This is a genomic window from Verrucomicrobiaceae bacterium, assembly GCA_016713035.1.
Taxonomy (GTDB): Bacteria; Verrucomicrobiota; Verrucomicrobiia; order Verrucomicrobiales; family Verrucomicrobiaceae; genus Prosthecobacter.
Genome location: JADJPW010000001.1, coordinates 1,003,231 through 1,022,242 on the forward strand (window position 1 = coordinate 1,003,231; position 19,012 = coordinate 1,022,242).

General features: G+C 59.1%; 15 protein-coding genes. 10 read left to right on the forward strand and 5 right to left on the reverse strand.

Annotated elements, in window-relative coordinates; translation table 11 throughout:
- Positions 1-34: 34 nt before the first annotated feature.
- Positions 35-1,027 (reverse strand): D-alanyl-D-alanine carboxypeptidase, encoded by a 993-nt coding sequence (locus IPK32_04320; GenBank protein ID MBK8091221.1) that lies wholly within the window; start codon positions 1,025-1,027, stop codon positions 35-37.
- 84 nt (positions 1,028-1,111) lie between these two features.
- Between IPK32_04320 and IPK32_04325 the strand changes: the two genes are divergently transcribed.
- Positions 1,112-2,011, forward strand: a complete 900-nt coding sequence (locus IPK32_04325; GenBank protein MBK8091222.1) for a peptidylprolyl isomerase — start codon at positions 1,112-1,114, stop codon at positions 2,009-2,011.
- A 45-nt stretch (positions 2,012-2,056) separates the two neighbouring features.
- Positions 2,057-2,455 carry an FKBP-type peptidyl-prolyl cis-trans isomerase gene (locus IPK32_04330; GenBank protein ID MBK8091223.1) on the forward strand — a complete coding sequence of 133 codons (399 nt, stop codon included), beginning with the start codon at positions 2,057-2,059 and terminating at the stop codon, positions 2,453-2,455.
- 367 nt (positions 2,456-2,822) lie between these two features.
- On the opposite strand, the gene carA is transcribed toward IPK32_04330, so the two are convergent.
- The 3 genes from carA to IPK32_04345 all read right to left on the reverse strand — a co-directional run bounded on the left by carA (position 2,823) and on the right by IPK32_04345 (position 6,765).
- Positions 2,823-3,986, reverse strand: a complete 1,164-nt coding sequence (gene carA, locus IPK32_04335) for a glutamine-hydrolyzing carbamoyl-phosphate synthase small subunit (GenBank protein MBK8091224.1) — start codon at positions 3,984-3,986, stop codon at positions 2,823-2,825.
- A gap of 135 nt (positions 3,987-4,121) precedes the next feature.
- Positions 4,122-5,756 (reverse strand): sulfatase, encoded by a 1,635-nt coding sequence (locus IPK32_04340; protein MBK8091225.1) that lies wholly within the window; start codon positions 5,754-5,756, stop codon positions 4,122-4,124.
- A 67-nt stretch (positions 5,757-5,823) separates the two neighbouring features.
- Positions 5,824-6,765 (reverse strand): alpha/beta hydrolase, encoded by a 942-nt coding sequence (locus tag IPK32_04345; GenBank protein ID MBK8091226.1) that lies wholly within the window; start codon positions 6,763-6,765, stop codon positions 5,824-5,826.
- Between the two features lie 167 nt (positions 6,766-6,932).
- On the opposite strand from IPK32_04345, the gene IPK32_04350 reads away from it, so the two are divergent.
- The 3 genes from IPK32_04350 to IPK32_04360 all read left to right on the forward strand — a co-directional run bounded on the left by IPK32_04350 (position 6,933) and on the right by IPK32_04360 (position 11,440).
- Complete coding sequence (locus IPK32_04350) at positions 6,933-7,235, forward strand: hypothetical protein (GenBank protein MBK8091227.1); 303 nt, start codon at positions 6,933-6,935, stop codon at positions 7,233-7,235.
- The gene (locus IPK32_04355) at positions 7,150-8,649 is read left to right on the forward strand and encodes an arylsulfatase (protein MBK8091228.1); all 1,500 of its coding nucleotides are present in this window, start codon (positions 7,150-7,152) and stop codon (positions 8,647-8,649) included. The genes IPK32_04350 and IPK32_04355 overlap by 86 nt, the downstream gene beginning before the upstream one ends.
- A 61-nt stretch (positions 8,650-8,710) precedes the next feature.
- Positions 8,711-11,440: a c-type cytochrome gene (locus IPK32_04360; GenBank protein MBK8091229.1), complete on the forward strand. Its 2,730-nt coding sequence runs from the start codon at positions 8,711-8,713 to the stop codon at positions 11,438-11,440.
- Positions 11,441-11,489: 49 nt separating this feature from the next.
- On the opposite strand, the gene IPK32_04365 is transcribed toward IPK32_04360, so the two are convergent.
- Positions 11,490-14,186, reverse strand: a complete 2,697-nt coding sequence (locus IPK32_04365; GenBank protein ID MBK8091230.1) for a c-type cytochrome — start codon at positions 14,184-14,186, stop codon at positions 11,490-11,492.
- A gap of 103 nt (positions 14,187-14,289) precedes the next feature.
- Here IPK32_04365 and IPK32_04370 point away from each other — a divergent pair, with 103 nt between their 5' ends.
- The 5 genes from IPK32_04370 to IPK32_04390 all read left to right on the forward strand — a co-directional run bounded on the left by IPK32_04370 (position 14,290) and on the right by IPK32_04390 (position 18,952).
- On the forward strand, positions 14,290-14,679 hold the full coding sequence (locus IPK32_04370; GenBank protein MBK8091231.1) for a serine/threonine protein kinase: 390 nt from the start codon (positions 14,290-14,292) through the stop codon (positions 14,677-14,679).
- Positions 14,680-14,718: 39 nt separating this feature from the next.
- On the forward strand, positions 14,719-15,504 hold the full coding sequence (locus IPK32_04375; GenBank protein ID MBK8091232.1) for a serine/threonine-protein phosphatase: 786 nt from the start codon (positions 14,719-14,721) through the stop codon (positions 15,502-15,504).
- A gap of 79 nt (positions 15,505-15,583) precedes the next feature.
- Complete coding sequence (locus tag IPK32_04380; GenBank protein ID MBK8091233.1) at positions 15,584-16,540, forward strand: YHYH protein; 957 nt, start codon at positions 15,584-15,586, stop codon at positions 16,538-16,540.
- A 108-nt stretch (positions 16,541-16,648) separates the two neighbouring features.
- Positions 16,649-18,355, forward strand: coding sequence for a DUF4407 domain-containing protein (locus IPK32_04385; protein ID MBK8091234.1), 1,707 nt, complete (start codon positions 16,649-16,651; stop codon positions 18,353-18,355).
- A gap of 93 nt (positions 18,356-18,448) precedes the next feature.
- Complete coding sequence (locus IPK32_04390; GenBank protein MBK8091235.1) at positions 18,449-18,952, forward strand: hypothetical protein; 504 nt, start codon at positions 18,449-18,451, stop codon at positions 18,950-18,952.
- The last annotated feature ends 60 nt before the right edge of the window (positions 18,953-19,012 follow it).

Sequence of the window (19,012 nt, forward strand, 5' to 3'; positions counted from 1 at the left end):
AAGCGCCTCAAACATGGCGTCAGGAAATGTGTTTTTACAGTCTTTGGAGCCCCCAGGTCATCATGATACGGGCATCATTCCAGATGTACTTCGTCTTGGTACCGAGCTGCACGAGGATGACGTCACGTCCGCGGCTGCTGGCGGTGGAGATGAGGCAGCGGCCACTGGCATTGGTGTAGCCAGTTTTCATGCCGTTGCACTCAGGCATCCGACCGAGGAGATCGTTGGTATTCTCTAGGGTCACGGTGCGGCCATCCGCACGGCGGAAGGAGAAGTATTTGCGCCTCACGATGTCACGGATGGTGGGGTGGCGGTAGGCCATCATGGCGATACGAGCCATGTCGCGTGCAGTGCTATGCTGACCAGGGGCGGTGAGCCCGTGCGGATTGACAAAGTAGGAGTCACGGCAGCCGAGTGAGCGTGCCTTGGCGTTCATTTTGGCGGCAAAGGCGGAGATGCTGCCCGCATTATCCCGTGCGAGGACATTGGCGACATCGTTCGCGCTTTTAATGAGGAAGGCATAGAGGAGGGTGCGGCGTGAATAGACCTCACCTGGACGCAGACCGAGCCGCGTTGGCTCCACGGCGACATCACTGGCGGAGACGCGGACGAGCTTATCGAGATTCCCCGCATCCAGCACGACGAGGGCGGTGACGAGCTTCTGCGTACTGGCCACCGGGCGAGGCAGCTCCGCATTTTGGCCCGCGAGGTGGCGACCCGTGCGTGCATCGAGCAGCAGATACGACTGCGCAAAGATGTCTGGCCCAGAGGCTAGGAAGGCAGAGGTAGGCTCCACATCACGCATGAATGAGGGCGTGGCATAGGCAGGCGTGATGCGCTGCCCACTGTCTCCCTGGGAGAGCTGCTCCCGAGTGATGGGCACGGCACGCGGCACTGCCGCATCTGCATAATAGGTGCTGCTGCCGCTGCGGATACCCGTGTCCTGTGTGGACCCGCAGGCACTCAGCAGCACGAGCAGGGCGGTGGCACTCACCCCGCGCCAGATTTTCAGTAGGTCATTCATCATAGGCTTTTCAGGTCGAAGTAGGCCACTGCGCTTGCCTTGTCAAACCTTGCGCCCCAATGCATTTGCGCCCAAGATCGCCGCCCCATGGCACTTATCATCAACGGCGAGCATATTGACGACGAAATCATCGAAGCAGAATTCCGTGACATCAAAGGATGGCACGAGCGCACTCTCCAAGTCGCCTGCTGCGAGCGTGACCCAGAATTCCGCGCCTCCGCGAAGGAGAACATCTCCTCCCGTGTCCTACTAGGCCAGGAGGCCCGGCGGGCCTTCCCTGATGTCAGTGATGCCGATGTCGATCTGCGACTGGAAAAACTCATCGCTGAAGCTGGCGGTGAGCAGGAGTTTTACTTCAAGATCGGCATGCCCGTGGCTGACAAGGCCGCCATCCGTGAGAATCTGGCCTCTGGCGTGCGGCTGGACAAGCTGCTCCAACAAACCTACGCCCCAGAGCCAACTCCATCCGAGGCCGACATCCGCGCCGCCTACGAGGCCCAAAAAGACACTCTCTACCTCACCGAAGAGGAAGTCCACGCCGCCCACATCACCAAGAACCTCCAGGGCGCAACGAATCGCAAAGATGTCTATCAAGCCATGCGCCAGATCCGCCGCCAGTTGCTCGATGGGGCAGATTTCATGCAGCTAGCGCAGGAGCACCGCCTGGATGAGCAGCAGCAGATCGACCTGGGTTGGTTCAAGCGCGGTGAGTTCATGGAGGAGTTTGAAACCATCGCCTTCAGCTTGGAGAAAGGCGAAATCAGCCCCGTTTTCACCACGCAGCTCGGTTTTCACATCTGCACCCTCCTGGGCCGGAAAGAACCACAGCCGAAGCCTTTTGATGAAGTCCACGATCAGGTCGCGAACCGCATCATCGAGGAGCATCGCGATGCCAAATTCCACCTGCTTGTCACCCAGCTCCGCGACGCCGCCAAGATCGAGGACACCGATCCGCCAGATGAGCCCAGCGATCACGCCTCACACTAATTCATCCCAGCGCCACATTTCTGCACTCCCTCCATCCCCTGCCCCATGTCCGCTCTAGCCATCGGCAAAGCCTTCCTCACTGAAAATGCCTCCAAGCCCGGCGTCACCACGACTGCCAGCGGCCTCCAATACCTCATCCTCACCCCTGGCACCGGAAAACGGCCCAAGGCCACCGACACCGTCGTCGTGAACTACCGTGGCACGCTCATCAATGGCGTCGAATTCGACAGCAGCTACCTCGCAGGCCGCGAGCCCGCAGAATTCCCACTCAATCGCGTCATCAAAGGCTGGACCGAGGGGCTCCAAACCATGCAGGAAGGCGGCAAAACACGCTTTTTCATCCCCAGCCACCTCGCTTATGGAAAACGCGGTGCTGGCCTCGATATCGGCCCCGACGAGACCCTCATCTTTGAGGTCGAGCTGCTGAAAGTGTGGGAAGATTGAGCCCTAGACAGCCCAGCGGGCACACTTATCCCCAATCCGGCCAGCAGAATGTGAACAACACTTTCTTGCCGCCGATGGCCCGAATCGCTTGAATCAGCGGCATGAAAAGTGCCCGCACCATCGCCCCAGCCGCCTCTGGCAAGGTTTTGCGGCATTTACTCACGGGCCTGCTCGATACCGCACAGCGAGATGTCGCCCGGCTCACCAAGTGCTTAAAGCCAGCCCACAATAAGGCTTCGTGCGCAGCAAAACCCAATCGCTTGGCCATCGCCCTCACGTTCCGCAGCGTAATCACATCTTCCCGATTTTTTGGTGAATAAGCACTGATTTTCCTCCCATCGGCGGATTTTCGGTGTTGGAGGCACGTTTACGCCTTGTCGATCATCCGGGCGAACTCGGAGAAGAAGTACTTCGCGTCGTTCGGGCCTGGAGCAGCCTCTGGATGGTATTGGACACTGAGGACGGGGGCTTCGCGGTGGCGCATGCCTTCGACGGTGCCGTCGTTGAGGTTGATATGCGTGACCTCCACATTGCCAGGGAGGCTGGAGGGGTCGATGGCAAAACCATGATTCTGGCTGGTGATCGCGACACGGCCATCACGCAGGTCTTTGACCGGCTGATTGCCACCCCGGTGGCCAAATTTCAGCTTAAAGGTGCGGCCGCCGTAGGCGTGGCCGAGGATCTGGTGGCCGAGGCAAATGGCGAAGATGGGCTTTTTGCCGATGAGCTGACGGACCTCCTGGTGGATGTACTCGAGCGCCGCAGGATCGCCGGGGCCATTGGAGAGAAAAACACCATCAGGATTCCGGGCGAGGACCTCTTGCGCAGAGGTGGTGGAGGGGACGACATCGACGCGGAAGCCAGATTGGCGCAGTGAGCGCAGGATGTTGCGCTTGATGCCGAAATCGTAGGCGACGATGTGACGCGTCGCTGGCGGGAGCTCATGAAAAGCACCCGTAGCACCGCCTTCACGCTTCTGGGAGGGGCTGGGAATGTCCCAGGCACGGCTTTCGGTGCCTTCAGGGTCCCAAAGATAGGGCGTCTGGGTGCTGACCTCTTTGACATAATCACTGCCAGCCATGGTAGGGCTGCTGGCGGCCAGCTTGACGGCCTCGTCCGTATTGAGGACGCTGCTCGTGATGACCGCACGCATCGCTCCCCGAGTGCGGAGATGCTTGGTGAGGGCACGCGTGTCGATCCCCTGAATGCCTGGGATGCCCCACTCGACGAGGTAATCGTGCAGACTCTGGGTGCTGCGCCAGTTGCTCGGCACTGCGCACAGCTCCTCGATGACGAAGCCGCGGACATGGGGCTGATCACTCTCTGCATCGAGCGGATTGATGCCGTAGTTCCCGATCTGGGTGTAGGTCATGGCAACGATCTGACCACGATAAGAAGGATCGGTCAGAACCTCCTGATAACCGGTCATGGAGGTGTTGAAGCAGATTTCGCCGGTGTGGGTGGCCTCGGCGCCGAACGCCGTGCCTTCGAACACGCGGCCATCTTCAAGTGCGAGGAGGGCTTTTTTCATCAAAGTGCGTCGCTGGTGTAGCCGGTTAGCCAGCGCTTCCAAGCGCAAAATGGCCCGATTTGAAAAAGGCGTGAGATTTCCTGCCCTTTGAGCACTCGTAGCCCATCTTTTTTGGGGATTCGTCCAAAATCACCTTCACGGCTGCTTGGCCTTGCCCTTGCCTTTTTTACCCTTGCCTTTCGCAGCGGTTTTGGTGTCGAGAGTGTAGGGCGGCAGCTCGAAGGGCACTGGGTCCATCGTCACGCGGGGATCGCCCACGGCTTTGAGCTTCTGCATCAGTTCGGCGGCCATTTGGGCCTTCTTTTCGGCGTAGGCTGCTTCAGAGGCCACATTGATCGTGGCATCAGGGTCTTTTTGGAGATCGTAGAGCTCTTCCTGGGGCCTTTTGGCAAAGGCGTAATCGAAGTACCACTTATATTGCGAGTCGTTTCGGTTGGCGATGAGCCATGCCTTCGCGGGAGAGCTATCCATGTCAGGAAAGGCCTCGTAGGTGTTGTTTTCGAGGGCGTCTTGAGCGGGCGTAAAGCTATCTGTGAGGTTCTTATAGTCGCCCATCGGCATGCGCTCAGGTTTGAAGTTATGGATGTACAGAAAACCATCCTTCCGTAGCGCACGCTGTGGATAGGGCAGATTCCCTTCACGGGCGATGCTGACATGCCGCTCGCGGCCAGTGATCACATAGTCACGCTCCTTCTCCACCTGACCACTTTGGCCTGATTTCATCACGCTGACGATGCTTTTGCCATTCACCCCAGGTGGGATCGCGGCACCGCCGATTTCCATGAAAGTGGGGGCTAGGTCCATGAGATTGACAAAATCATGGATGAAGCGCCCACCGGGCTGCCCAGGCCAGCGGATCGCTAGGGTGACATTCGTGCCGAAATCATACAGATTGCATTTGCCACCGGGGAAGCCTGGAGCGCCGTGGTCGCCGCTGATGACGATGACGGTGTTTTCGAGCTCTCCAGCTTCTTCGAGCCGCTGGACCAGGACGCCGACTTGGGCATCGAAAGCCTGGATCTCACCGAGGTAGCTACCGAAATCCTCATGAAACACCGGCACGTCCGGCAGGTGCTTGGGTAGCTTGCCCTTCAGCGACTCTGGTTTGATTCCCCACTGGGCCTCACCACTGCCTTTGACCCATTTGCGGTGGACATTGGTCGGACCGTGCCAGTAGAGGAAGGGTGCCCCATTGGGCCTAGCCGAGAGAAAGGCATCGAAATTCCCGCGCACTTCATCATAGAGCTGCTGCTTGGCCGCATCCAGTGCCACACCGGCCTGGAGCATTTTTTCGACCTCCTCGGAGAAGTTATTGAAGCGACCTCCAGCTTTCTGATACGCGTGCGCTTGTCCGCCAAAAGGCGCATCCGCAGGCTCGCCCGGACTCCATACTTTGAAGGCCTTGCCGATGTGATAGCCCTTGTCTTTGAGCGTGAGCGCAAAGCTCGGTATCGCAGGGTCCCACACCGCACCATTGAGGATGGCCGCACGACCACAGTTAAAGAAATAGCGTCCAGAATTAAGCGCACTACGACACGGCGTACACGACGGCGCATTCACATACGCCCGACTGAAAAGCGCTCCCTCGCGGGCGATTCGGTCGATATTCGGTGTTTTGACCACCTGATTCGGCGAGGGGAATGTTTCATACTTCGCATACTCGCTCGCATACCGCCCCCAATCATCCGCAAAGCAAAAGAGGATATTCAGTGGCTTATCCGCCGCGAGGGCGGAGCTAGTGAATGCAAGGAGACAGATCAGAAAACGCATGGCAGCCCTGGGAACGTGGCATCAGCCATGAAACCTTCGTTTAAAAAGAGCTAAAGCTAGGCGGTGTTTATTGCCGCAGCTTCGCGATCAAAAAGGCGCTGACACTCGTGTGCTTCACCTCAGGAGCACCGGGGTAGTTCAGCTCACACTCGGTGCCGTTGGCACGGCAGTGCTCCTGTAGCTTCACGCCATAGTTCACGGTATGAGTGGGGTCTTTCTGTGCTTGGCCGAGTGCTGGCGTATCACTGTATCGCAGATACACGGGTGGATCACCTTTGCTGACGAGCTCGTAGGGAGAGTAGAGCTTGATCCACTTCAGCACGCTCTCACGCTTCTGCAAAAACTCAGCGAAGCGTGTGTCGCGGGTCTTCTTATCGTTCGGATCAATGAAGCCAAAAGCGTGGCCACCGTAGCGGCTGTTTGGTGTCCATTCCTTGAGCTGTTTCGGGTCCAGTGAGGTCTGTGCACCGACCACCGCTGCACACCACAGCCGTGTGGACTCACGGGCGACTGGATCGCTACTCTTCGGGTCCGCCATATCATCATGAAAGGCGAGGTACAGACTGCTGCATGCCCCGGCGCTGCCGCCACTGGCTCCGATGCGCTGTTTATCCAAATTCCACTCCGCAGCCTTGCTCCGCACGAACTGCAATGCCCGCGCAGCATCCTCCAGCGGCCACTTCACCGGCGGCATCACTCCCGCGAGCTGTGCTTGATTACTGTAGCGATAATTGATCGACACCACCGAGATGCCCGCAGCGATGCAGGCCTCCAGCTCACCCGGCCTGGCCTTATCTCCATTCACCCAGCCACCGCCGTGGATGAAGAAAAGCACCGGAGTCGGCTTGCTGGACTCTGCTTTGTAAAAATCGAGCACCTGCCTCTCATGCGAACCGTAGGCCACATTCGCCAGCGTCGGAGCTAGGCGAGGTTTCGGAGCTGGAGGAGTGGCCGTTTGCGCCAGAAGACTGCCGCAAGCGATCCATGACAGGATGAGAAGGTTTTTCATGCGTCGGCATAAACGTCGAGTCAGGATGTTTATGTTCATCGTCTTGCTTGGACTTCCTTTGCCCCTCTTCTTTTCCAAGCAGGATGAAATGCATGCCACGCAAAATCCGACCAAGGTCGAGTGTTGCGTCCCTACGAGGCGGCGTCTTCTGTGGGCGCTTCAATAGTATGATCCATGCCCTCCTCGACACGACCCAAGTCATTGCCACCATCGACCTCGGTGGCTCCATGCACGAAGTATGCGCCGAAGCGCTCGCCAACCATGATCGCCACACGGATTTATTGACCGTGAGCTTGCGGGCCTTTCTGCGTGATGAAAGGCAGGAGCACCTGGGCGAAACGAGCACCCCTGCATGGCTACCAGCTCCTCAGACCGTGACAGAGCATGTCGGGGCCAGTGAGGGACATGCCATGGCGAATGACATCTTTGCCAGTTGGCGCCGGAAGGTTGACGCAGCCATACCGCGCTAGCTCAGGGTTTTGCATGTCAGAAGACCATGCGGTGCACGTTTTCCCCTACCACATGCTCTCGCGCCTTTTCTTTGCCTTCCTGACCTCTGCGCTCTGCCTTCAGGCCTCGCCCAATATCATCTACATCTTATGCGATGACTTAGCGCAGGGTGATCTGGGCTGTTATGGACAAAAAATCATCCAGACGCCACACCTAGACCGCATGGCCAAGGAGGGCACGCGTTTCACACAGAGTTACTGTGGGACGACGGTGTGTGCTCCTTCTCGCTCCTCACTGATGACGGGTCTGCACAGTGGACACTGCCCGATCCGGGCCAATCGTGAGGTGCAGCCAGAAGGCCAGAAGCCACTGCCAGAGGGCACTGTCACCGTCGCCAGCATCTTGAAGAGCGTGGGCTACGCCACTGCCTGCTGTGGGAAATGGGGCATGGGCATGTTTGATACCAGTGGCAGCCCGCTGAAGCGTGGATTTGACCACTTTTTCGGTTACAACTGCCAGCGGCACGCACATAGCTACTTCCCCTCGTATCTCTACCGTGATGATCAGCGCATCACTCTACCGGGCAATGACGGAAAGGGCATCGGAGCCACTTATGCGCAGGAGCTGATCGCGGCGGAGGCTCTGAAATTCGTGCGTGAGCACCGTGATGGACCTTTTTTTCTCTACTACGCCATCACCCTGCCACATGGGCGGCATGAGATCGACCAACTCGGTGCCTACGCGGACAAGGACTGGACTCCGACACAAAAAGCCTACGCCGCGCAGGTCACACGGCTGGATAGCGACGTGGGCCGCCTGCTCGATCTCCTACGTGAGCTCAAGCTCGATCAAAACACCCTCGTCATGCTCAGTGGTGACAATGGCTCCTCCTTTGATCCGAAATCAGAGGTCGGCAGCCTCTTCGATCAGGCCTCCAATGGACTACGTGGCTACAAACGTGGGCTCTATGAAGGAGCACTGCGTCAGGCCGCACTCGCCTGGTGGCCCGGCAAAGTGCCCGCTGGCCGCGTGAGCGATGAGCCATGGGCTTTCTGGGACTTCCTCCCCACAGCAGCAGAACTAGCCCAGGCGAAAATCCCGGCGGATTGCCACACGGATGGTCTTTCGCTCGTGAGCTTCCTCCAGGGCGGTGCGGCACCTCAGCGTGAGCATTTTTACTGGGAGCTGCATGAGGGCACCTCCCTCCAAGCGGTGCGCTTTGGCACCTGGAAAGCCGTGCGCAATGGCCCCGCGAAGCCCATCGAGCTCTACGATCTCAAAAACGACGCAGGTGAGAAAAACAATCTCGCCGCGAGTCAGCCCGACCTCGTCGCCAAGGCCGAGTCTCTCATGAAATCCAGCCGCACAGAGCACGCAGACTGGCCCCTGGTCCAGCAGCAGCCGCGCAAAGCGAAGAAGGCCAAAGTGAAGTAATCCACACTCAGAGAACTGCACTCCCTGCCCTGCTCCCATCCAGACTGATTTCCCGCCGACAATGCGCCTTCTCACCACTTACCTCTCACTTGTCACTGCCATCTCCTGCGCGGCAGACTTCCCAGCTCTCTACAACAGCGAACCGGGCAATCCCTCGCCGATGTCGCCGCAGGAGGCGCTGAAGGCCCTCAAGCTGCCCGCAGGCTTCCAGGCCACGCTTTTTGCCGCAGAGCCGGACGTGCAGAATCCCATCGCGATGTCCTGGGATACGAAAGGACGCATGTGGATCGCAGAAAACTACACCTACGCCGAGCGAGCGAAGCGCTTCGACCTCACGCTGAAGGATCGCGTCATCATCCTCGAAGACAAAGACTGGGATGGCATCGCTGAGACGCGGAAAGTCTTCACCGACGACGTGCAGATGCTCACCAGCGTCGAGGTTGGTCGCGGCGGCGTGTGGCTCATGTGCCCGCCGCAGGTGCTCTTTATCCCGGATGCCAATGGCGACGACATTCCCGACTCCGAGCCGCAGGTGATGATCGACGGCTTCACCGTGGCGAAGGACAACTACCACAACTTCGCCAACGGCCTGCGCTTTGCGCCTGATGGCTGGCTCTGTGGCCGTTGCGGGCACTCCTGCCCCGGCAAGCTCGGCATCCCCGGCACGCCGGATGAGCAACGCGTGCCCATGAAAGGCGGCATCTGGCGCTACCATCCTGAAAAGAAGATCGTCGAAGTGCTCACCCACGGCACCACGAATCCGTGGGGCCATGATTGGGATACGAATGGCGAACTCTTCTTCATCAACACCGTCACCGGCCACCTCTGGCACCTCATCCACGGTGCTCACCTCATGGATTCCAGCACGCTAAACCCGTTCGTGTATGAAAAGCTCGATACCATCGCCGATCACTACCACTACGACCGCAGCGGGAGCTGGACCGAAAGCCGCGATGGCAAAGCGAACAGCCTCGGCGGCGGCCACGCCCACATCGGCATGATGATCTACCAGGCCGATCAATGGCCCGAGCAATACCGAAACAAACTCTTCACCCTCAACATGCACGGTCGCCGCGCCAATGTGGAGCGACTCGAGCGCCACGGCAGCGGCTACGTCGGCAAACACGAGCCCGATGTCATCCTCAGCGATGATCCGTGGTTTCGCGGCATCGAAATCAGCACCGGCCCCGACGGCAGCGGCTTCATCCTCGATTGGAGCGACACCGGCGAATGCCACGACTCCACTGGCGTGCACCGCACCTCCGGCCGCATCTTCCGCATCAGCTATGGAGAGCCGAAGAAGCCCGAAACGCCTTTCGCATGGCGCAAACCATGGCCGAAGGCCGATCTCAACGGCGATGAGCATCAACGCGCCCTCGCCATTCGCGAACTCGTGCAGTTTTCACCTCTCGATGCCATTCCAGGCCCGCAAGCACACGCGAAGTATCCCGAGCTCGCCTTCGATCCGGCAAAAATGGCCGTGAACGAAAAATCGGCCTTCGTGCGCCTTCAGCTAGCTTCTGTGCTTCAGCGTCTTCCGCTCGAAAAAAGGCCCGCTTTGGCCATCGCACTGCTTTCGCACACCGAAGACGCCAACGACCCGTTTTTGCCAAACATGGTCTGGTATGGCATTTCGCCGCTGAAGGCCGATTCACTGCTCGAAATCGCCAAAACATGCTCTTGGCCCAAAGTAACGCGTTGGATCGCCCGCAAGCTCGCCACGGAGCCGGAGGCTCTTGATGCCCTCCTCGCCATCAACAGCTCTGATGACGTGCTCGAAGGCATGGCAGAGGCCTTCAAAGGCATCCGCAAGGCTCCGAAGCCGGCGAATTGGGATAAAGTCGTCGCGAGCTCGAAATCGGCACATCTTCGCGATTTGAGCATCCTCTTCGGCGATGGCAGGGCGCTGGATGACGTGAAGAAAATCGCTCTCGATGATAAGGCGGACATCACCACCCGCGAAGCCGCGCTCAAAACGCTCATCGAAGCCCGCCCGGATGATCTGTGCACACTTTGCGAGCAACTTCTCGACACCCGCCAGCTCAACCTCACCGCCGTGCGCGGCCTTGCCTTGTTCGATGATCCGGCCATCGGCCAAAAGATCGCGAAGAACTACCGCAAGTTCAATTCCACCGCCGTCATCGACACGCTCGTCGCCCGCCCCGCCTTTGCGAAGGCCCTGCTCGCCGAAATGGCCGCTGCACGCATCCCACGAACCGATTTGACCGCTTTCCACGCCCGCCAGATCCGCGCCTTTAAAGACGAAGCTCTCAGCAAGCAGCTCACCGAAGCCTGGGGCGAACTACGCGACACCGCTGCCGATAAAAAACAACTCATCGCCAAGCTGAAAGCCGACTTGAAGCCCGATGTGCTCGCCAAAGCGAACCTCAGCAATGGCCGCATGCTCTTCACCGCCGTCTGCGGTGCCTGCCACATGATGTATGGCCAGGGTGGCAAGATCGGCCCTGATCTCACCGGCAGTGGGCGTGCCAGCATCGACTACCTGCTCGAAAACATCGCCGATCCCAGTGGCGTCGTCAGTGCGGACTACCGCATGAGCCTGCTCACGCTCAAAGATGGTCGCCAGCTCAGCGGCGTCATCGCCGGAAAGACAGATCGCACACTCACGTTGCGCACCTTGACCGAGTCGATGACGCACGATCGCACTGAAGTCGTCAAAGAAGAAGCCTCGCCCATGTCGATGATGCCGGAAGGCCTGCTCCTCGCCCTTCCGCCGGATCAAGTGCGCGACCTCATCGCCTACCTCATGCACCCGGTGCAGGTAAAGTAGTCCTGTTCCTGCGGAACAGGTCAGAGCAAGCAGTTGCACAGCAACTGCGCTACTTTAGCCCCTTGATGAACATCACGAGGCTCTCCACCTGCGAGTCATTCAAGATGCCGTTGTAAATGGGCATGCCGGTGTCGAATTTCTCGAAGCCTTTCACCACTTTCGCAGCGGGGTTGAGGATCGACTCGCGGAGGTAGGCCTCATCGGCCTTCACTTTGCCCTTCATGCCTTTGGCGATGTCTCGCTCGCTGCCGAAGAGGCCTTTCCAGCTCGGGCCGACTTTGCCGACGTTGCTGCCGTCCCTGCTGTGACAGGCCATGCAGCCAAACATTTGGTAAATGCGGGCTCCTTCTTCGACCGTGGGCTTCACGGCGGAAACAGCGGCGACTTGGCGTGGTGTCAGGTTGGGCTTCAAATCGGCTGCGAAGCCGAAATCGGCCGGTTTGAAGCTCAAAAGCTCCCAGGGGGTGAAATAGGCCGTGTTTTCGGCTTTGAGGCCGTCCGCGCTTTTCAGGCCCCAACCGATGCGCATCTGGTGAATGCCCGCTTTCATGCCGGGAAAGGCCACGAGCACGTTTTTGCCGTCTTGGCTCAGGTAGGCGCTGCTGGCCGTCATCCACTCCTGGCCTGCGCCGCTGCCATCGGGCTTCAGGTGCGGGCTGCCGTATTCGGGGGTGCGTTTGTAGTTCCAGCGTTCGGCGCTGTAGCTGTCTGGATTGGTCGCCATGGCGGCATCCAGCGCGTGGTTGAAGGTCAAAACGAGGCCCGCATCCGTCGGCGTGACCTGTTTGAGCAACACTCGCGGCTTTCCCGTGTAACGCACGCGGGCGAGGCCGCTCTGCACCTTGGTGGTGGTGCCCCAGACTTGGAATCCAGTGACGTAGAGCTGCCCATCGGCAGGATTCACTTTGGCATTGAGCAGTGGGAAATCGAGTTCACGGGAAAAGCTGACCACAGCGGCTTGTTTACGCTCAAAGCGGTCATTGATGAGCACCCGAAACAGCTCCGGCCGATTGTAGCCGATGTGGATGAGCTCATCGTTCATGTCGCCCATCTTCGCACCGGTGAGCCAGGTCTGCGTGACACCGCTGGGGTTCACCGGATGGGGTATCCACGTCATCGGCTCGGTGATCGGCGCAGGATATTTTTCCTTTGGTGCGATGGTGGGCAGGTGGCCGTAAAAATGGCCTTTCTCGATGATGTGCAGCGGCGTGGACGGCACGTAATGCCCCTGCTGGTCGCTCGCGGTGACGAGTCCGGTCTTTTCATTCACGCCGATGAAGGGCTGGCGCAGTCCGTAGCCGATCACCTCAAAGGATTTACCATCCGGGGCCACTTTGATCACGGTGCCGTTGTGTTTACCCCGCGTGGTGCCTTCCTGGCCGCCTTTGGAGATGTACAGCTCACCTTTGGGCCCGAGCTTCATCGAATTTGGAAACTCCCGAGTCTCTGCTGTTTGCGCGAAGAGGTTGCAGAACATCTCGTAACTGTCGCACTCCTGGTCGGCGTTCGAATCGACGAGACGCCAGATGCCGTTGCGGTCGAAGACGAACAATTCCTGATTTTTGATTCCTGAATCCTGATTCTTTTTCCTCGCGACGATGCTCATCGGCTCGTGCAGGCCGCTGGCGAAGCGCTTCCAGGTCACCTTTTCCAGATCGCCTTTGAGGCCGGAGATGAGCCAGACATCGCCATCGAAGGTGACGCCAACGGCGTCGCCCTGGTCGTTGAGGAAGTCGATGTCCGCGAGACGGACGTGGCGCTTCCAGGGATTGTCGAAGAGCAGCGGGATGTCGTCGAAAACGTAGGCGTCGGTGGAGGTGGAGAGCTTGGCAGTAGTGCTAAGAATTTGGGGCCACTTTCGGCCTGGATTCGAACGATTAGATCCTCCGCTTTTGACATCAGCCTCGGCTCCACTTGGTCGCCAAAGTCCATCTTTGGTCATAATAAAAAGGGCTTCATCTATTTCTTGATGGGGGCTTGCCTTCAAAAAGCTTAGCTCACCTCCATCCATCTCAATGCAGGACAGAGTATCTGAGAATGTCGATTGAGCGATGACATCGGAAGGCTTCCGTGCATGCACTTTGTGATTGATCGAGCACGTCAACCCGACATCTCGAGGCATAACAATCACTAGCCTCATTACGACTAATTCATCTCCTATTTTGTCGGCTTCCATTATTTCATTAATCTCTGCATTTCCCACGCTGAACTTTAAAAGAAGCCGGTCTCCATGTTCCTCTACTGAGAGGAATTTGCCGTCAAGTGGCCCCCTTCCCACTTCCTCCACACTTGGGGCTTTCTCACGCGGGTCAGTAAAGCTCGGTTTCTCACCGACTTGCCAGCCCGGATACAGCCCATTGGCGAGCCACACCTTCCCATTCGGCTTGGGCAGGAAGTCCTGCCCGTCTTTGGTCTTCCAGCCGACGGAGTGGTAGCTGCCGGGGGCGAGGGCGGCGGGGGTGACGGGTGGTTCGCCGGGTTTGCCTTCCCAGATGCAGGCGATGCGCAGCAGGTCGGTGTCAAAGCAGGCCCAGAGATTGTGGCCGAGGTTCAGGATGAGGCCGCGAGGCGTGAGGTTGTCTTTGGGGAAGCCTTCGCCGAGGTCGCGGCAGTCCAGCACGCTGCTAAAAAAGGGGAAATCCGGCTCCACCCACGGTCCCAAAGGCGATTTGGCCGCAGGAGCGGCCTCTTGGGCAAAGACAGTGGCAGTGGCGGTGAGTAGGATGGCGAGATGGCGGAGATGCATCAGGCTGAAGAGAACGCTGCGGGGAGGAGCATCTCTCCAGGGGAAGCATTGAGCGAATCTTGCTCATGGCTTGCATCAGAAGCCGCGCCGGGGAGATTCGGTCATGCAAGAAGCGAAAAACACTCAGCGAGCACTCGTGCGCATCGGTTACGATGGGCGGGTGCACAAAAATTTCCGTGGCCCGAAGGCGGAAGAGCGCTTCGCGAACGAAGTGCGGGTGCTGAAGATCCTGGAGGAGCGCGGCTGTGACTACGTGCCGCGGGTGCTGGAGAGCGACCCAGAGAAGCTCTATCTCGTGACAACGAACTGCGGCTCCCGCGTGGAGCGCATCAGCGAGGGCAAAGTGAAGCAACTCTACGATGAGCTGGAGCGCGAATTCGGCGTGCGCCATGACGATCCCTTTGACCGAAACATCACCTACCGGCATAGCGATGGCCGCTTTTGCATCATCGACTTTGAACTCGCCACCGTGCTCGACTTCCCCGCGAAATGAACGACGCCCCTCCCCCCGACACTCCTCCGCTGGTCCGGCATGACGCATCCCGGAAAAGTCCGTGCGAATAACGAGGACACCTTTCTCTGCCTGAACTTCGATGCCCGCGAGCTGCGCTACCTGGGCAAGATGGGCGAGGCCACGCTGGAAACGGGCGATTTCGTCTTTGCCGTGAGTGATGGCATGGGCGGGGCGAAGTCTGGCGAGTTCGCCAGCAAGATCGCGGCGGAAAAAATCACCCGTTTGCTGCCGCGCAGCTTCAAGCAGTCTGCGAATCAGATGGACGCTGGTCGCGGCGATGTGCTCATCGAGCTCATTAGCCGCATCCATGAGGAATTGCTCCAACTGGGCCGCTACTACGAGGAATGTCGCGGTATGGGAGCTACTCTGAGCCTGGGCTGGTTCACACCGGGCTGGATGCACTTCGCGCATGTGGGCGATAGCCGCATCTACTGGCTGCCCAAGGGGGGCAAGCTCCGCCAGATCACCGAAGATCACTCCCACGTCGGCTGGCTGCGCCGCCAGGGGAAGCTCAATGAGCGCGAAGCGCGGAATCACCCACGCAAGAGCATCCTCAGTCAGGTGCTGGGTGCTGGGCAGCATTATTTAGAGCCGCAGGTCGGCTCTGTCGGCTGCGAGAGCGGCGACCGCTTCCTCTTTTGCACCGATGGCGTGATCGACGGCATCTGGGATCACGCCTTGGCCGATATGCTGGCAGAAAACGAGCCGCCTGCTGGCAAAACGCGAGCCCAATACTTCGTCGAGCACGCGGTGGCCGAGTCTGGTCGCGACAATGCCAGCGCCGTCGTGATCGAAATGCTCTGAGCACAGGCGAAAGTCCCCCTCCGCTCCGAAACACACGCATTGTGTAACATTTGCCCCGAAGTGGGCTTTACCGCATGTCATGAAGCCTCTCCCCTTCCTCCTCCTCGCCATTACTCTGCCGGTGCTCGCCCAGGCACCGATAGCCAATGAAGTCGAAATCACCGTCAAAGGCAGTACGCGGCACATCCGCTCGAACGGCATCCCAGATCACGCCACCGGAGCCTTCCCGAACCAAAACAATCCCAACACGATCAGCCCGCAGCGCTACGATTTTGACGTGACGACAAAGCCGAAGCTGCGCCAAAAGCCCACCGAGTATCGCATGCAGCCCTTTGGCGTAGCGGTGAATGGCGTGGTCTTTGATCCCTTCGCCGCAGAGTGGTGGCATGGCGACCGCAACAGTGGCTGGCAATACGAGCCCCAGGGCGGCTCCATTGATCTGGGGCTCGATGAAAACAATGCGCATGTGCAGCCAAATGGGGCCTATCATTACCACGGCATCCCGCATGGCCTTTTGCAGAAGCTCAGTGGCGAGACGCCACGCATGACCCTGCTGGGCTGGGCGGCAGACGGCTTCCCCATCTACGGCCCACAGGCCTACAGCGATGCACAGGACGCCACCAGCCCACTGCGTGCGATGAAATCCGGCTACCGTGTGAAAGCAGGCCCGCGGCCGACCCGCAACAGCCCTGGGGGCAACTACGATGGCTCCTTAATCCAAGACTACGAATGGGCGGCTGGTGTGGGTGATCTGGATGCCAATAATGGCCGCAGCGGTGTGACCCCCGAGTTCCCAGAGGGCACCTATTATTATGTGCTCACCGAGAGCTACCCCTTCATCCCACGCCAATTCGCAGGCATGCCAGACAGCAGCTTTGAGCGCAAAGGCCCACCTGGTGGCCCTGGCGGCGGCCCACCCGGTTTTGGAGGTCCTGGTGGACCCGGCGGCCCTGGCGGCCCACCTCCCGGCATGCGCCCAGCACCCCAGCGCGGACGCCGTGGCGGCCCCGGCTTCCCCCCACCGCCGCCGTTTTGAGGATACTGTGAATGAGTAGCGGCGGCGTTCGTCAGTAAGCGCCTAGTTGGGGCATTCTTCTGGCATTCCGCCACTTGACTCCCCCGCCCCGGCTCACAATCTGCTCCCATGTCCTTCTCCGAACGCATCGAACGCGTCTTCTACTGGCTCTCTGCCGCCTCCACTGACAATCTGGAAGCCTGCCCCGCGTGGGAGCGGCGCAAATACGTCGCCTTCGGTGCCACGGTGCTCGTGCCATCGACGTTCGCCTTCATCGCCTGTGCCTATGCACTCAGCACGCTCACAGAGAACTGGTGGGTCATCGCCCCAGTCTCGCTCGTATGGTCACTGATCATCCTCACGGTGGACCGTGCCCTGCTGGCGACTTACCGCGCTTATCAGAGCTTCCTGCGCAAGCTGGCCCAGTTCACCCTGCGCATGGTCGTTGCAGCGCTCATGGGCATCACCATCAGCCATCCGCTCACGTTGCTGCTTTTCCGCGATACCATCTCCTCCGTCGTCGAGGACCATCGCCAGAAAGAGATCGCCGCCGTGCGTGAAAGCTCCAAAGCACAAAAAGCAGCCGTCGAAGTCCGCATCGCCACGCTGGAAAAAGAAATCGCCACCCAGCGTGATAACTGGAATGCCACCTTCTCGGCCAAATTCCTCGATGAAAATGGCAAACCCATCGAAAAACCGCTCACGGAGGACGAAAAGAAGGCCAAAGCCGAACGCGACGCCAAAGTCGGCGAGGCCTCCGCTCCGCTCAAAACCCGGCTCGAAGCCCTGGATGCCGAAATGGCCAAAACCAGCGTCGAGAACCAAAAAATCGCCACCGAGCTCAATCACTGGCAGACCGAATTCGAGCGTGAAGTCAATGGACAGCGCAGCGGCATCCTCGGACTCGGCCCACGAGCCAAAAGCATACAGGCCGACCAGCTCGAATGGCGCCGCGCCGAGTCCGCCCGACTCAGCGGCGTGCTCGACACAATGACCAAAAACCGCAGCGTCCTCCTCGCAGAAATCAAAGCCGCCGAAGACGGCGTGAATGCCGCCCTCGATGCCAAAATCGCCGAAGATGCCGCCCGCCTAAAAAGCGAAAAAGACCGCATCGAAATGCTCAAGCAGCAGGTGCAGCAGCAGCAGGCAGACCAGTTCGTCACGCAGCAAAACGCCATCCGTGAGACACTCAAAACCCAGATCGACGCCCTACTCCTCCAGCTCAAAAATCTCCATGGCGAGGCCTCCCAGTTCGTCACCGATGAGCAGACCCGCGTGGAGGCCATCCGTGCCGAGCCACGCCGCGACATCCTCACCCAAACCCTCGCTCTGCATGAGCTTTTTGATCAGGGCCAGCAGGGCGGAACCTTCGCCCTCGTCGCGTATTTGGTGCTGACCATGCTTTTCATGCTCGTGGACACGATCCCCCTCGTCGTGAAGTTCTTCTCCAAGCCCGGCCCTTATGACACCCTGCTCGATCGCGAGGAAGTGAAATTCGACCAAGAGCGGCAGGCATTCCTCACCAGCTTTAGCCGCTACATGACCGAGCTCAAGGACAGCAAGCTGCTCCATCTCACCCAACACAAGCCCCTGGAGCGTGCCCTCATCGAAGGCGTGGACCGCTCCCGCGCAGCGAAGGAGTTCCTGGAGCACCTCATGGAGCTAGAGCGTGCCTTTGATGAAAAAATCCGCGTCGCACGCGAATCCGCCGCCTCCAGCGGCCTCGCGACAAAGGTCGATATGATCGAAGACATGGCAGCAGCCTTTTATACTGACCTACGTGGTCGCATGGAGACCTTCTTCCGTGATGACCGCCGCAGCACGGCCAGAGCATAGTCTTTGATTTTTCCGCCTCGCCCGAACTTTTCGGCAGGCAGCAAAAGGCCTTGCTTTCCAGCTCCATCTCTCGCGATAATCCGTGCCTCACTCATGGAAAACCCATACGCCTCCCCCACTGCCAATCCATACGGCTCCAGCTCACTGAGCACCGACGCCGTCTCGCCAGGAACCATCGCCGAGCTTTCAGGCACCAGGGGCTGGGTGCTCTTCTTCGCCATCATCATGTGGATCATGGTCGTCATGATGGGCTTTGGGGGTGTGGGCATGCTCTTCATGGCCGCCTCAGGTATGGGCAAGCTCATGTCCCAGGGCCAACCAGAGGCCATCGCGGGGGTATTTCCCATCGTCATCGGAGTGCTCTACCTCGTGGTCGGCATTTTCATGGCCTATCCCGCACTCAAGCTCACCAAATACGCCAACCGCATCGAGTCCCTGCTCAAAACCAAATCCGTGGAAGATCTCAATGCCGCCCTGGCCGAGCAGCGTCAGTATTGGAAGTTCATCGGCATCTTCACCATCCTCTACTTTGTCCTCATCGTACTGATGGTCCTCGCTGCGATCGCCATTCCCAGCTTCATGGCGTTCAATAAGTAAAAAATACACAGAAGCGAAGCATCCGAAGTCTCCACGGGCTGTCCTCGTATTGGACAGCCC

Bases quoted from the DNA above. Each gene is read 5' to 3' on its own strand.
- IPK32_04320 (MBK8091221.1), bottom strand. From the start codon at position 1,027: ATGATGAATGACCTACTGAAAATCTGGCGCGGGGTGAGTGCCACCGCC.
- IPK32_04325 (MBK8091222.1), top strand. From the start codon at position 1,112: ATGGCACTTATCATCAACGGCGAGCATATTGACGACGAAATCATCGAA.
- IPK32_04330 (MBK8091223.1), top strand. From the start codon at position 2,057: ATGTCCGCTCTAGCCATCGGCAAAGCCTTCCTCACTGAAAATGCCTCC.
- carA (MBK8091224.1), bottom strand. From the start codon at position 3,986: ATGAAAAAAGCCCTCCTCGCACTTGAAGATGGCCGCGTGTTCGAAGGC.
- IPK32_04340 (MBK8091225.1), bottom strand. From the start codon at position 5,756: ATGCGTTTTCTGATCTGTCTCCTTGCATTCACTAGCTCCGCCCTCGCG.
- IPK32_04345 (MBK8091226.1), bottom strand. From the start codon at position 6,765: ATGAAAAACCTTCTCATCCTGTCATGGATCGCTTGCGGCAGTCTTCTG.
- IPK32_04350 (MBK8091227.1), top strand. From the start codon at position 6,933: ATGATCCATGCCCTCCTCGACACGACCCAAGTCATTGCCACCATCGAC.
- IPK32_04355 (MBK8091228.1), top strand. From the start codon at position 7,150: ATGTCGGGGCCAGTGAGGGACATGCCATGGCGAATGACATCTTTGCCA.
- IPK32_04360 (MBK8091229.1), top strand. From the start codon at position 8,711: ATGCGCCTTCTCACCACTTACCTCTCACTTGTCACTGCCATCTCCTGC.
- IPK32_04365 (MBK8091230.1), bottom strand. From the start codon at position 14,186: ATGCATCTCCGCCATCTCGCCATCCTACTCACCGCCACTGCCACTGTC.
- IPK32_04370 (MBK8091231.1), top strand. From the start codon at position 14,290: ATGCAAGAAGCGAAAAACACTCAGCGAGCACTCGTGCGCATCGGTTAC.
- IPK32_04375 (MBK8091232.1), top strand. From the start codon at position 14,719: ATGACGCATCCCGGAAAAGTCCGTGCGAATAACGAGGACACCTTTCTC.
- IPK32_04380 (MBK8091233.1), top strand. From the start codon at position 15,584: ATGAAGCCTCTCCCCTTCCTCCTCCTCGCCATTACTCTGCCGGTGCTC.
- IPK32_04385 (MBK8091234.1), top strand. From the start codon at position 16,649: ATGTCCTTCTCCGAACGCATCGAACGCGTCTTCTACTGGCTCTCTGCC.
- IPK32_04390 (MBK8091235.1), top strand. From the start codon at position 18,449: ATGGAAAACCCATACGCCTCCCCCACTGCCAATCCATACGGCTCCAGC.